This is a genomic window from Microcoleus sp. D3_18a_C4, from assembly GCF_036702415.1.
Classification (GTDB): domain Bacteria; phylum Cyanobacteriota; class Cyanobacteriia; order Cyanobacteriales; family Microcoleaceae; genus Microcoleus.
In genome coordinates, this window is record NZ_JAUBTI010000056.1 from 1 (window position 1) to 14,485 (window position 14,485).

Consider the following 14,485-nt stretch of genomic DNA (forward strand, 5'->3'; position numbering starts at 1 on the left):
TCCTTTTTGGACGGGCGGGACGCCCATCCCACAATAACAATTAAAATTGTAAGTTATTTAATTCGCGATCCTAACTTTGGGCGTTTTGATTTTGAAACCCAGGTTCCCCAAGCACTTTTTATTGCTTTAAGTTTGAAAATCCGAACGTGAAATAGCCGTTTTCGGCTTTTTATCCGGCTCAGATTTAACACACCTTGACAGCGCTAGCGCTCAGCACCCTAGGGTTAGACTTTTTAAATGACATTGTGTAAGCTGTTACGCACTTAATTTTTTTGCCCAAATGCTCGCTACAAGGGCTCTAGGCTGCTAAATATTAAATTTAGAGGGGTGTCAGCTTATCTTTAATAGGGCAGTGCTGGGTAATATATACTTGGAGGCGGACTTGCTAACCTGAAATTTTTAATTTTAGATATCAAAGAACTGACTGATGGATTTAGACCAACAGATTCAAGCATTGATCGAAAAAGCTCCGCCCGACGGTTCGACGCCACAAATCTTAAAGGCGATCGCCCCGGCCCTGGTGTTAATTGCCCAACAGCTACAGCACCTCGAATACTCGATCCTGCAAGCGGTAGACCAAAGTTGGGCGATCGTGGTTTTGAGCAATCTCAAGCAACCGGGACGGGAGAAGAGGGTGATTTATGCTTGGAGCAGTATTAAAGATGCGTCGCAGGCTGCGGCTGCTGGGGGCGATCGCCTCAGACCGGTACTTTTGCCTGTCACTCACCTTTTATTTCAGATGATAGCTCTGGAAGGTCTTGACAGCATTGTTTTTTTTGAAAGTCCCGGAAATCAGGAAGTCGGGACGGAAATCCCTCGCGAGCAAGTACAGAGTTTAATTAACGTTTACTTGCAACAGTATCGATCGGCTCCACCGCCGGATATTGCCTAAACAACTCAATTTTTTATTAATTGGTAACAGGGCATTAGGCATTGGGAATTCCCCATTACCAATTCCCCATTACCAATAAAGTGTAACTTTTTAACCTCTAATAAAGCCTACTCAAAACGTATTCCGCCAAATCAATCAAAGCTTGACGGGACTCTGAATGGGGCAACGCAGCTAAGTATTCGACGGCTTTCTGTGCGTGATTTGTGGCTAGTTCTCGCGATCGCTCTATGCCTCTAGAATCTTCTACCAGTGCCAGGGCCTGCTCTAGATCTCCTTCTTGGGCAAATTCGCGTTCTATGAGAACTTCCAAGTAAGGTTTTTCTTCTAGGGCGAATAGTGCGGGTGCTGTCAGATTACCGCTTCTGAGATCCGAGCCTGCTGGTTTCCCCAAAGTTTCCGTGGAAGCGGTGAAATCTAATATATCATCTACTATTTGGAAGGCCAAACCAATGTTCCGACCGTAGTTGTACAAATCGTCTGCTATTTCCGCTGAAACCTCGCTCAAACAGCCCGCTGCTTTGGAACTGTTGGCAATTAAAGACGCTGTTTTGTAATAACTTTTTTCCAGGTACGCTTCGATCGACAAGCTCGTGTCAAATCCATTGAGTCCCTGTTGAATTTCCCCCTCAGCTAAATCCATAATCACTTCTGAAAGCAGTTTGACTACTGGCAGGTTGTCGAGATTTGCCAAATGCCAGGAAGATTGAGCAAACAGAAAGTCTCCCGCCAATACTGCCACTCGGTTGTTAAACCGACTGTGAACCGTCGGCACTCCCCGCCGCAGATCCGACTCGTCCACCACGTCGTCGTGCACGAGACTAGCTGTGTGGATCATTTCCGTGATTTCAGCGAGGCGGCGGTGTTTTTCCGTGATTTCCCGATCGGGCATAGTCGCCTTGGCCATCAACAGAACGATTGCGGGTCTCACTCGTTTTCCCTTTGTGCCGAATAAGTATTCTGCAGCCGCGTACAAGATGGGATGACGGGCACCCACTAACTGTTTTAAGTTTTCTGTCAACAGTCGCAGGTCTTCTTCAACCGAGGAAAATAGGAGAGTGCTAGAGATCATGGATACGCCGACTCAAGCCGTAAAGTAACAAAATTTTACAAATCATATCTTTATTTTAAGGTAATTCTCTGCAATAGAAAAGAAAAATCTAGGAGATCGGCAGTTATTTGTCATCTGCCGCCCGATGGGAGTCACCCGCCTGCCAGAGGCGAGTAGCCGGCTGCCAGAGGGGTTGCCCCTATTGTATCGAATTGTTAAGGACACTGCCAAAAAATCTCTAAATCCCAGAAACCCTGTGTTACTATGGGTATTAAGGATTTAAACAATTCTATACATTAAGTACAGCCAGACTGGCAGGTAGCTTTTAGGTGCCTGTAAAAGTTTCGTAGAGCCAGCCTTGTTAGTCGATCGCAGCCAAAATTTCTGGGACAGATTTTTAGTTCCTCGCGGCTAAAAGCTTTCAGAAGTTAAGAGTAGCGCATCTTATGTGCACGGTAGCTCAAAGCAGCTAAAGTGGATGGTTTTCGGCTGTTTAAGCATCTGTAAAGCAGTAAATCATTATTGATGACCGGGAACGGCTAAATGTTCCCGCAGGCTTGATATGGAAAAACAGCCTTCAGAACCAAGGCATGGTCTTGCGTGCTGACTTAATGTAGTAGGTCTTGAAGTTGTCCTGCTCCTCCTCGTCCTTGACTTTTGGTTCTAATTATGATTTATCGCGATATTCCTCTAATTATTCCCATTCTGGCCGCCGGCTATGTAATGACTATTTATGTACTGCTGATGTTGGCCGAACGCAGCGCTAAAATAACTCGATTGGGCGAGTAGTGCACTGCTGGGCAGCCGAAGTCGGCTGCAGCGTCCTCGCTTCACCCTTGAGAATTCGGAATACTCAATAATAACCCTGCCTTGAATGCTTGCGCGCAAAGGCAGGGTTATTATTTACAATTGCGGGCACCGTGATTTTCTGGGCTGCTAGTTACTGCAACCGGTAGCTACAGTTATCGATGTTCAATGCCAACAGCCTCTGAGGCAGGATATTATATTTAGTACCAGCTTGTATCGATCGCAGCAAGTTTCATGTCAGGGAAACCCGGCCTATGTTCCGAGAAAGCTATTAAAGTGCTCTCAAAAACGCTGAGTTTGAAGTTGTCGGTTATTGTACCAAAAATCTCAATATTCCTATTTGGTAGGTCAAGAAGTTACAGAAATAAAACGCGATTTTTCTGAATCTAGCAACCTGCTCGATCAACTGAAGGAATCCATAAACTTGCACTGCAATCAAATATTTCATCAAAGGGTGCTTAACTTGCTGAGTCAATCGATTTTAGATTTTAGATTTTAGATTTTAGATTGAAGCCTTGACCCCACGGATAAATACGTTCGGCAAGTTTCATGGGATACAGGTTTTTTATTTCACCTGTCCTGAGTCTGCTTTCGGAATGAATCACGTGGCGGGTATCCTGGATGCTTTAGGTCAGGCAGATAGTCTCTGCCATTTATTCACAGCTTGCCAAAAAGAGCATCTGCTACACATAGAGCCGCAAAAGTTATTTTTGATGAATAATAAATATTTTCGCTCTAACTGTAGGGAAGAAAAGTAATTGCCAATATTACTGACAGCCTTAAAACTCTATTAACTTTTGATTAAAAGAACTAAAACACAGAGTAGAAGTTGTCAGAAATTATCAAGCTCCACTGCCTAAATTGTTGTCTGAGGCAGACGAACTCAAACAAGTTTGGGTAAATCTGATGCACAATGCTTTACAAGCGATAGAGAATTACCGAGTTTTAAAAGTAGAGGTGAGAGCAGAAAATCAGAGCCTGCTCGTCAGTGGCAACTGAATTACCGGGGAATTTGGCCACGAATATTTTATCCGTTGTTTACCACAAAACCCGCCGACGAAGGCAGCGGGTTGGGACTGGAGATTGTTAAAAAAAGTGTGGAAAAACATTCGGGTAAAATAGAAGTAACATCAGTTATCGGTCAAAGGACGTGTATTGTGTCAATTCCGATCGCCGTTGAGCGCGATCGCACTAAAAATCATATCAATGCGCGACTAAAAATGCAACTTTAGACCGATGTCAAACCTGGATTGCGGTCAGGGTACCGCGACTGTAAAATCTGAAATCTAAAATGGTATTAAGTGCCGGTTCCGCCTGCATCTATCCCCCTTGATTTGCCCATGTCAACAACAGTTTCTGATACCCAAAGCTTGCTAGAACAGGCGATCGACCCCAAACCGCCGGTGCTGCCTCCAGACACACCCTTGAAAGTCGCAATTGCTGCCATGACTCAGGCGAATGCCAGTTGCATTTTAATCGCGTTTGAGCAGCAATTGCTCGGAATTTTTACTGAGCGCGATGTTGTGAAAATAACTGCTAGCGAAATACCGCTAGCAGGGGTGGCAATTTCTGAGGTAATGACTGAAAACCCGATCGCCCTGAACCTCGATCAAGCGGGGAATATCTTCAAGGTATTGAGCATATTGCGATCGAAAAGAATCCGTCATTTACCCCTCACAGACGAAGGTGGCAACTTGTTAGGCGCTATCACTTGCGAAAGCATCCGTCAAATCCTCAAACCGGCCGACTTGCTGAAAATGTGGCGCGCCGAAGAAATTATGACTACACAAGTAATAGTTACCTCAAGCAGCGCCTCAGTTTTAGAAGTTGCAAAACAGATGAGAACCCACCGGAAAAGCTGCATAGTCATTACTGACAGCGACAACCAAAATCAGAAACCTGTGGGCATAATTACAGAACGCAACATTGTTAAATTCCAAGCTTCTGGGCTCGATTTCGCCAGCACTCCAGTCACCGCCGCGATGAGTTTTCCCCTGATACCGTTGCAGGTAAAAGCCACCTTGTGGCAGGCTCACCAGTTAATGCAGCAGCACGGCATCCGGCGCTTGGTGGTGGTGGACGACGAAGGATATTTAGCCGGAATTGTGACTGAAATTAGCCTGCTGCAAGCCTTAGAGCCGGTAGAAATGCACGCAAATATCGAGCTTTTGCAGGAAACAGTTGCCGACAAAATTCAGGAGTTGAACAAAATGAACGAAGAATTGCAAAAAGAAGCGTTGCGGAGAACAGAAGTCGAGGAAAAATTGCGACTTTTAAATGATAATTTGGAAGAACAAATCAAACAGCGAACTTTAGAATTAGTTAATGCCAACCGTCAGTTAAAAAAGGAAATAGAAGACCGAACCACCGCTGAAGCTGAAGTTCGCCGCCTCAACACCGAACTCGAACAGCGAGTGCTAGACCGCACGGTTCAACTAGCAGCCAGTAACGAAGAATTGCAGCAACAAATTAGCAGTCGAAAATTGCTCGAAGAAAAACTTCACTTTTCTGAAAGGAAAGTCCGCGCCGTTTTTGAAGCGATGACAGACATCGTTCTAGTGCTAGACAGTCAGCGGAACATAGAAGTTTTACCAACGAATGTGGCAGCGGCTCCTGAGCCTGATTGCGATATAGTCAGCTTGACCATAGAACATTTTTTTGACGACGACAACCCGGATGATTGGTGGGTGTTAGTTCAGCAAGTGTTAGAAACACAACAAACTCTCAATTTTGACTACAGCTTAACAGTTTGTGGTCGCGAAATTTGGTTTTCCGCGTGCATTTCTCTGTTCTCCAAAGATGCAGTCATTTGGGTTGCCCGCAACATCAACGCCCGCAAAATAGCCGAGTCAGCGCTGTGCCAAAAAAATGCCGAATTATCTCATACCTTAGAAGAACTGAAGCTGACTCAAAAAGAACTGATTCAATCAGAAAAAATGGCCGCCCTCGGACAGTTAATTGCCGGAGTTGCTCATGAAATCAATTCTCCTTTAGGGGCGATTCGCTCTTCTGTGCAGAACATCGCCGACTTCTGGACGGAACAATTGCAGCAGTTGCCGATATTTTTTCAACAACTATCCCCGGAACGGCGGCAGGATTTCTTTGCTTTGCTACACAACGCCTGCCAAGAAACAGATACATTATCTAGTAAAGAAAAACGTCAGTTAAAAAAACTTTTGCAGGGCCAATTAGAATCAGAAAACATTGACGAGGCAGCCAGTCTTGCCTGTACTTTATTAGATATCGGCATCGGCAATAATGTGGAACCTTTTTTACCTTTGTTGAAAGACAGCCAAAGTCGAAATATTGTACAAACAGCCTACCAATTTGCTACGGTACAAAAAAGCACTAAAAATATTGCTACTGCCACAGATAGGGCAGCCAAAATCGTTTTTGCTTTGAAAAGCTACTCTCGTTACGACCAGTCGGGCTCCAAGGTTATCGCTAATATTACCGACGGTATTGATACTGTTTTAACCCTTTACCACTACCAAATCAAACACGGTGTGGAAGTAGTCAGAAACTATGGTACTAATTTGCCCTCTGTGCTATGCTATCCTGATGAACTCAGTCAAGTTTGGACAAATTTGGTTCACAATGCTTTACAAGCGATGGGCAACAAAGGAGTGTTGAAAATTGATGTCAAACACGAAGCGAACGCAATATCAGTCAGTATTACCGACAGTGGTCCTGGCATTCCTCCAGAGATTATGCCGAGAATTTTTGAGCCTTTTTTTACAACTAAACCTCCAGGGGAAGGCAGTGGTTTGGGATTAGATATAGTTCAAAAAATTCTGGAAAAACACCAAGGTGAACTGCAAGTAGAAAGCGTGCCTGGTCAAACAAAATTTACTATATCCTTGCCCGTCGGAATTCCTTGATAGCAATTAAACAAATAGGTAAATGCACCCAGGTTTTAAATTTAAGAGAAGTAAAATTTTATGCCGAAACCAGTAATTTTGTGCGTTGACGATGAAGTTGTGGTCTTAAATAGTTTAAAAATTCAACTTAAAAAAGAATTTGGGGATGCTTACCTCTATGAAGTAGCAGAAAATGCAGATGAAGCTCTGGAAATTATGGAGGAAATTCAAAAAGAAGATGAAAGTGATATTTTGGTCATAGTATCTGACTGGTTAATGCCAGGGATTAAAGGAGATGATTTTTTGATTATGGTTCACCAAAAATATCCTAAAATTGTGAAAGTCATGCTGACCGGGCAAGCCGACGAAGTAGCAATAGCACGGGTGAAAGAGCAAGCAAACTTGCACCGTTGTTTGTACAAGCCGTGGGAGCGCAAAGAATTAGTAGAAACTATAAAATCTGGTTTGACAAAAATATGAACAATAAACCTGTGATTATTTGCGTGGATGACGAACCGATAATTCTGGAAAGTTTGAAAATTGAGTTAAAAAAAACCCTGGGGGAAGAACACTTATTAGAAACCGCTGAAGGCGGCGAAGATGCTTTAGAGTTAATCGAGGAATTACTGGCAGAGGGCTGCGAAATCGTAGCAGTGATTTCCGACTATCTGATGCCGAATATCAAAGGGGACGAATTGCTGAAGCAGATTCACAGAATTTCCCCAAAGACTATCAAAATTATGCTGACGGGGCAAGCAGACCTCGAAGCAGTGGCGAATACTATTAAATATGCTAAATTGTACCGATACATATCGAAGCCTTGGCAGTCCGAAGATTTGAGGTTGACGGTAAGAGAAGCGATTAACAGCTATGTTAGGGAGAAGCAATTAGCGGAACAAAATGCTCAACTCCAAAAGCTGAATCAAGAATTGGAAACTTTAGTCGAGGAGCGGACTGCACAACTGCGCTTGTCTGAGGAAAAGTTTGCTAAAGCTTTTCGTTCTTCTCCCAACCCAATTACTATTACCCGATTTAATGACGGTCGTTATTTAGAAATTAATGAGGCTTTTTGCCAGACAATCGGTTATTCGGCGGCCGAAATTCTCGATCGCACGGCGCTTGATTTGAATCTTTGGGAAAATATACAAGCGCGCGCCGAGTTGTTTAAAATGTTAGATGAAAAAGAAATTATTCTCAACTACGAATTTGATTTTCGCACTAAAACAGGGGAAGTCCGAACCGGGCTGCTGTCAGCAGAAATCATTGACATTCATGGCGAAACCTGCGTGATTTCTGTGATTCAAGATATTAGCGATCGCAAATTAGCGGAAGAAAAACTCCGAGCTATAGCGGCTTCTTTAGCAGCCGCGCAAAGAATCGCCAGTGTCGGTAATTGGGAATGCGATTTATCGGCCAACACAACTACTTGGTCGGAAGAGTTATCTCGGATTTTTGGGCTCGATCCAACCCAGCCTGCGCCCACACTGACTGAGTTTTCGCAATACGTGCATCCCGACGATCGACAAAAGTGGCAAACAACGATCGACACTGCTATTGCTAGCCAGCAATCTTACAGTTTGGAATATCGAATTCTGCGGCCGGAACCGAAAATTGCTGCGGATAATTATCCGTCACAAATAAGTGAATCCGGCTTCCTCCGCTACATCGAAGCCAGAGGAGAAGTAGTTGTCAACCAACAAGGGCAAGTGACAAAACTATTCACAACTTTGATGGACATTACCCCACGCAAGCGGGCAGAAATAGCCCTAGCAGAGAGCGAAGAAAAATACCGTCATTTAGTTGAAACTTCCCAAGATATTATCTGGTCTTGCGATGCAGAAGGACACCTTACTTTTGTCAACCAAGCAGTTAAACAAATCTACGGTTACGAGCCTGAAGAAATGCTCGGCTGTTCTTTTAGCGATTTCTTAGCCCCAGGAGAGATAGACTGGAAATGGGAACTTCAGCAGCGCTTACTGACAGGAAAAACTGTGTTTCAGTACGAAAATATAGTATTAGGAAAAGACGGCAGAAAGATTGATGTAACTACCAAGGCGATCGCGCGCATGGACGCTGAAGGAAATATCATCGGCACAACAGGCACTGCTAGCGATATTACCGAACGCAAACAAGCTGAAATAGTCCTGCAAAAAGCCAAAGAAGAAGCCGACAGAGCGAACAGAGCAAAAAGCGAATTTCTCTCCAATATGAGCCACGAATTGCGAACTCCCCTCAACGCAATTCTCGGTTTCAGCCAACTGCTAGCCCGCGACCCAGACCTCGGTGCCGACCAACAGCAATACTTAGGAATTATTACCCAGAGCGGGGAACATTTGCTCGTTCTGATCAACAATATTTTGCAAATGTCAAAAATTGAAGTCGGGCTGGTGACACTTAATAACAGCACCTTCGACTTGCACAAACTGCTAAAAAATACTGAAAGTATGCTGAAGCTGCCAGCCGAAAAAAAAAGGTTGCAGTTAATTTTTGATTGCCCACCCGACCTACCTCAATATATAGAAACCGACGAAAGCAAGTTGCGACAAGTATTGATAAATGTCGTGGGAAATGCTATTAAATTTACTGCCGAAGGTGGTGTTAATTTAAGAGTCAAACAAGAGAGGCTAAAAAACAAAAATACCCCAGAGATTTCGCCAAGTGAGAATTGCTCTTTGCTATTTGAAGTGGCAGACACTGGTGCAGGAATTTCTGCGGAAGAAATGGACAATTTATTTAAACCTTTCGCGCAAACAGAAAGCGGGAAAAAAGCTCAAGAAGGAACAGGTTTGGGCTTGCCAATCAGCAAGCAGTTCGTTCAGTTAATGGGAGGGAAGATGACGGTAACAAGCACCCTCGGTCGCGGCAGCATTTTTAGATTTGATGTTAAAGTTTCGCTCCCTAATGAAATGGAAATTCAGGTGGCTCAAACAGCTAGCCGAGTGGTTGGTCTCGAGCCAGGACAGCCAGAATACCGGATTTTAGTTGTTGACGATCGCCTGGAAAGCCGCTTGCTTTTGGTCAGAATGCTGGCATCCCTCGGCTTTGCGGTGCAGGAAGCTGAAAATGGCGTTCAAGCTGTGGAAATGTGGTCGAGTTGGGAACCTCATTTGATTTGGATGGATATGCGGATGCCGGTGATGGACGGTTACGAAGCTACTAAACAGATTAAAGCGCATTTGAAAGGTCAAGTAACGGTGATTATTGCTCTGACTGCAAGTGCTTTTGATGAAGAGCGATCGGTGATTTTGTCTGCTGGTTGCGATGATTTTGTAGCGAAGCCTTTTCGGGAGCAAGTGATTCTGGAAAAGATGGCTAAGTATCTGGGAGTCCGCTATGTTTACGATCGAGAAGCTTCGCTAAGTTATGATGCTGCGGTGTCCGCCGAGGTTTCCACGGCAACTGAAACGGCTGATTTGCCTTTTACGCTCAATACTTCATTTTTGGAAGCGATGCCTGCTGAATGGGTTGATGAATTGTATTCTGCGGCCGATGCGGTTGATAACGAGGAGATTTTTCGGCTGTTGTTGTCGATCCCTCCTATTAATGCTAGTTTCGGCAGCGCGATCGCCGATTGGGCGAATAACTTCCGGTGCGATCGGATTATCGATTTGATTGAGGAGTTTAGAAATTGTTGAAGGATGAAAGAAGAAGGGATAATAGGGGCTGGTTTAGGATTATTGATGATGTAGGTCGATCGCCTAGGGAGCATCTCATATTTGTAAAAAAACTTCTTCTGGCTCCTTCCTTCTGCCTCTTTCCTCCTGCCTCCTGCCCCGCAGCTTCGGGCCTCAAAACTCCAATTTCTAGCTTAGCTGCCAAAATGAGATGAGCCCCTTTAATCTCACATCTCAAATCTTAACTTGGATAAGTTCTGTAAATATAAAAGGAGTTGATTGAGGAGGGAGTGCTATAATGACTTTTTAACCAGTTTTCAGCATTTCAACAATTCTTAAATTAACCAAAAATAACCAGCGATGACCAACAATCACAGAGAAGAAAATAAAGGCAACATATTAATTGTTGACGATACTCCAGAAAATTTGCAAGTTTTATCAGCAACGCTGTGCGATCGGGGCTACAAAGTCCGCGGCGTAATTAGCGGCCAAATGGCAATCAGAGCCGCGCGCTCTGGTTCTCCAGATTTGATTTTGCTCGACATCAAAATGCCGGAAATGGACGGCTACGAAGTCTGCTGGCAGCTCAAGGCCGATCCGAAGACATCAGAAATTCCCGTGATTTTTATCAGCGCTTTAGATGAAGTATTGGACAAATTAACCGCATTTCAAGTGGGAGCGGTAGATTATGTCACAAAACCGTTTCATGTAGCAGAAGTTTTAGCGCGAATCGAACACCAACTGACTATCCAAAGACTGAAAAAACAATTAATCGATCGCAATAAAGAACTGCAAGAAGAAATAATAGAACGCAAAAAAGCCGAAGAAGCAGCGGCCGCTGCATCCCTCGCAAAAAGTCAATTCGTTGCCAACATGAGCCACGAATTGCGGACTCCCCTTAACGCCATCCTGGGTTTTACCCAAGTCATGAGCCGCGACTCTTCCCTGGGCCACGAAAATCTCGAAAATCTCCGAATCATTAACCGCAGCGGTCAACATTTGCTGGAACTAATTAACGATGTTTTAGACTTGTCGAAAATAGAAGCAGGGATAATTGCCTTAGATGAACGCAGCTTTGACCTTTATCAACTCCTCGACACTCTCGAAGAAATGTTTCAAATCAAAGCTGAGACAAAAAAAATGCAACTGAGATTTTCCGTCGAGGCTAATGTGCCCCAATATATAAAAACTGACGAAAAAAAGCTGCGCGTCTGCTTAATTAACCTGCTGGGAAATGCCCTAAAATTTACTCCCGATGGGGGCAGTATTTGGCTGCGCGTGAGCGTGGAAAGCAACCAGAAGCAGTCGGCAGAATCGGAAAGTTATCCTAACTATACGTCGCTCGAACCATTGTTAATTTTGTTTGAAGTTGAAGACACGGGAATTGGCATTGCAACAGCAGAAATTGATACTTTATTTGATGCTTTCGTGCAAACACAATCCGGGAGAAAAGCGGCTGATGGTACGGGATTGGGTTTGACAATTACTAAAAAATACGTGCAGATAATGGGCGGGAATATTAGGGCAAAAAGTGTTGTAGGTGAGGGAAGCAGTTTTAAATTTAATATCCGAGTATTTGCCGCTATTTCGTCTGAAATAACAGTGGCGACATTGCAGCGGGTGATCGGACTAGAAGCAGATCAACCAATTTATCGGATTTTAGCAGTAGACGACAATCCAGACAATCGGCTGCTGCTGCTTAAAATGTTACAACCAATTGGTTTTGAAGTCCGAGAAGCGGAAAATGGCTACCAAGCTGTTGAACTTTGGGAAAGTTGGCAGCCTCATTTAATTTGGCTGGATACGCGAATGCCAGTAATGGACGGTTTTGAAGCTGTCCAACAAATTAGATATAAAGAGAAACAAACTCAGTGGCAAACTGTAATTATTGCTCTGACTGCTAGCACTTTTGAGGAAAGAAAAGACGAAATTATCGCCGCAGGTTGCGACGATTTTGTGCGAAAACCTTTTCAAGAACAAATCCTCTTTGATAAGATGGCTTGCTATTTGGGAGTGCGCTATCTTTATCAAGAGTTGCCCCAGCTCCCAGTCGGGGCTTTACGGCGTTATTGTGTGAAGGAAAAACCCGATTCATTTTTCGGAGGGCTGCTGGCTCAGATGCCTCAAAGCTGGCTGCAGGAACTCTACGATGCAGCTAATGATGTTAATGAAGAGCTAGCGATTCAACTTGTCGATCGCATCTGGGAAAGTCATCCAATTTTAGCTGAGGCTTTAAAAGATTTGCTTGCCGATTACCGACTCGACAAGATAATGGATTTAACTCAATCGAGTTTAAAATAAATGGATAATAGCGAAATTAAAGTATTGGTGGTTGATGACCAACCGAGCAATCTGCGGTTCTTATCCAAACTGCTAACATCCCAGGGGTATCAAGTTTACCGAGCTATTTGCGGGCCACTGGCGTTGAATGTTGCGATCGCCCATTGCCCGGATTTAATTTTGCTCGACATTAGAATGCCGGAAATGAACGGTTATGAAGTTTGTCGGAGACTGAAAGCGACACCGGAAACCGAACAAATTCCGGTAATTTTTTTAAGCGTCTTAGATGAAATGAACGATAAATTACAAGCTTTTCGAGTAGGAGGCGCCGACTATATTACTAAACCATTTCAAGTAGAAGAAGTTTTAGCGCGCATCGACAAGCAAGTCCGCTTGCAAAAACTGCAACAGCAATTAAAAGAGCAAAATTATCAACTGCAACAGTCGCAGTCGCTGCTTGCTAGCATATTAAATAGTTCCTTAGACTGTGTGGTGGCTTATTCTGCTGTCCGCAACAGTGAGGGAAATATTGTAGATTTCCAGTGGCTCTCGATCAACCCTGCCGCCGAAAAATTTTATGGTTTGCTATTAAATGAGATTGTTGGCAAGAATTTGTTAGCCGAAGTTTCCCAAGTTAGCAATAACGGGTTATTTGATTTGTATGTTTCTGTAGTAGAAACAGGAGAAACTGTAGACCAAGAATTTTATTACGAACAGGAGCGAGATACAATTGTTTGGCTGCACATTGTGGCGGTCAAATTAAACGATGGTCTGGCAGTAACATTTCGCAACATCACCGAGCGCAAACGAGCAGAAATTGCCCTGCGAGACAGCGAAGAACGCTTCCGCGCGATATTCGAGCAAGCAGCGGTCGGCATAGCTAAAACCGCGCTTTGCGGTAAATTTCTGCGGGTAAATCCCGGCTTTTGTCAAATTGTCCGCTATGCAGAATCGGAATTGTTACAGCAAAATTGGGAGGCAATTACTCACCCAGATGACAGAGAAACGGACAGAGAATACCTGCGCTCGCTGTTATCCGGGAAGATTCAAACTTTTTCTGTGGAAAAGCGTTTGCTATGCAAAGATGAGGCCGTGCGCTGGGCAAATGTTACTGTTTCGGCAATGCGCGATGTCAAGGGGACGCTGCAGTATTTGATTTGTGCGATCGAGGATATTTCCGAACGCAAGCTGGTACAAGAACTGCTGCAAGAGAGTTTAGACACTCAAACCCGCTACGCTCAAGAATTAGCTCGTTCTAATGCCGAACTAGAACAGTTTGCTTACGTGGCTTCTCACGATTTGCAAGCGCCTTTGAGCACGATTGCCGGCTACGCTCAACTATTAGAAAAACGCTTTACCAACCAACTTGAGGCCCAAGGGAATAAATTTCTCCGCAATATTGTTAATTCTTGCGATCGGATGCAGGCGCTGATTGATGACTTGCTGGAGTATTCGCGGGTAGGTCGCAGTCAGAAACCTTTTGAGATGATAGATTGCAATCGGGTTTTTGAGGATGTTTGTGCTAATTTGCATTTGGCCATCCGCGAGAATCAAGCTTCAGTTACTAGGGGGGATTTGCCAAGGGTAAAAGGTGACTGTTTTCAACTGCTGCAACTGTTTCAAAATTTAATTGGTAACGCCATTAAGTACCGCAGCAGTGAGGCGCCGGTGGTGCAGGTGGACGCTTCGCGTCAGGGGGATAGCTGGGTGTTTTCAGTCCAGGATAACGGTATTGGGATTGCCTCACAGTACCATCCGCGAATTTTTCAGATTTTTCAGCGCTTGCACACCCAACAACAGTATTCGGGAACTGGTATCGGTTTAGCGATTTGTCAAAGAATTGTCGAGCGGCACGGGGGCAGCCTTTGGGTAGAATCAGAACCCAATCGAGGCTCGACTTTTTATTTTTCAATTCCTCTACCAAAGTGAAGTCAGCAGCCCGCCTGAAGCAGTCAATCGATTTTCGATTTTCGATTTTCGATTT

The 14,485-nt window shown here is 44.2% G+C and carries 8 protein-coding genes; 7 read left to right on the forward strand and 1 reads right to left on the reverse strand.

The genetic code is table 11. The annotated features are described in order from the left end of the window. Window positions 1-427 precede the first annotated feature (427 nt). On the forward strand, window positions 428-892 hold the full coding sequence (locus tag QUB16_RS21480; RefSeq protein ID WP_333319211.1) for a hypothetical protein: 465 nt from the start codon (window positions 428-430) through the stop codon (window positions 890-892). Between the two features lie 97 nt (window positions 893-989). Here the strand turns inward: QUB16_RS21480 and sds are convergent, their stop codons facing one another. Then, window positions 990-1,961: a solanesyl diphosphate synthase gene (gene sds, locus QUB16_RS21485; protein ID WP_333056988.1), complete on the reverse strand. Its 972-nt coding sequence runs from the start codon at window positions 1,959-1,961 to the stop codon at window positions 990-992. Window positions 1,962-3,640: 1,679 nt separating this feature from the next. Here sds and QUB16_RS21490 point away from each other — a divergent pair. The 6 genes from QUB16_RS21490 (at window position 3,641) to QUB16_RS21515 (ending at window position 14,430) form a co-directional block, all read left to right on the forward strand. Continuing rightward, entirely contained in the window at window positions 3,641-3,979 is a 339-nt protein-coding gene (locus QUB16_RS21490) for an ATP-binding protein (RefSeq protein ID WP_333319213.1), read from the forward strand. A gap of 108 nt (window positions 3,980-4,087) precedes the next feature. Continuing rightward, a complete protein-coding gene (locus QUB16_RS21495) occupies window positions 4,088-6,628 on the forward strand; it encodes a CBS domain-containing protein (RefSeq protein WP_333319215.1) in 2,541 nt (846 codons plus the stop codon). A 60-nt stretch (window positions 6,629-6,688) separates the two neighbouring features. Further along, window positions 6,689-7,087 (forward strand): response regulator, encoded by a 399-nt coding sequence (locus tag QUB16_RS21500; RefSeq protein WP_333071745.1) that lies wholly within the window; start codon window positions 6,689-6,691, stop codon window positions 7,085-7,087. Further along, on the forward strand, window positions 7,084-10,242 hold the full coding sequence (locus tag QUB16_RS21505; RefSeq protein ID WP_333319217.1) for a PAS domain S-box protein: 3,159 nt from the start codon (window positions 7,084-7,086) through the stop codon (window positions 10,240-10,242). Before QUB16_RS21500 ends, QUB16_RS21505 begins: the two co-directional genes overlap by 4 nt. A 339-nt stretch (window positions 10,243-10,581) precedes the next feature. Continuing rightward, the gene (locus QUB16_RS21510) at window positions 10,582-12,522 is read left to right on the forward strand and encodes a response regulator (RefSeq protein WP_333319219.1); all 1,941 of its coding nucleotides are present in this window, start codon (window positions 10,582-10,584) and stop codon (window positions 12,520-12,522) included. Then, complete coding sequence (locus QUB16_RS21515) at window positions 12,523-14,430, forward strand: PAS domain S-box protein (RefSeq protein ID WP_333319222.1); 1,908 nt, start codon at window positions 12,523-12,525, stop codon at window positions 14,428-14,430. The last annotated feature ends 55 nt before the right edge of the window (window positions 14,431-14,485 follow it).

Coding starts and splice junctions, on each gene's coding strand:
- QUB16_RS21480 (WP_333319211.1), top strand. CDS start 428: ATGGATTTAGACCAACAGATTCAAGCATTGATCGAAAAAGCTCCGCCC.
- sds (WP_333056988.1), bottom strand. CDS start 1,961: ATGATCTCTAGCACTCTCCTATTTTCCTCGGTTGAAGAAGACCTGCGA.
- QUB16_RS21495 (WP_333319215.1), top strand. CDS start 4,088: ATGTCAACAACAGTTTCTGATACCCAAAGCTTGCTAGAACAGGCGATC.
- QUB16_RS21500 (WP_333071745.1), top strand. CDS start 6,689: ATGCCGAAACCAGTAATTTTGTGCGTTGACGATGAAGTTGTGGTCTTA.
- QUB16_RS21505 (WP_333319217.1), top strand. CDS start 7,084: ATGAACAATAAACCTGTGATTATTTGCGTGGATGACGAACCGATAATT.
- QUB16_RS21510 (WP_333319219.1), top strand. CDS start 10,582: ATGACCAACAATCACAGAGAAGAAAATAAAGGCAACATATTAATTGTT.
- QUB16_RS21515 (WP_333319222.1), top strand. CDS start 12,523: ATGGATAATAGCGAAATTAAAGTATTGGTGGTTGATGACCAACCGAGC.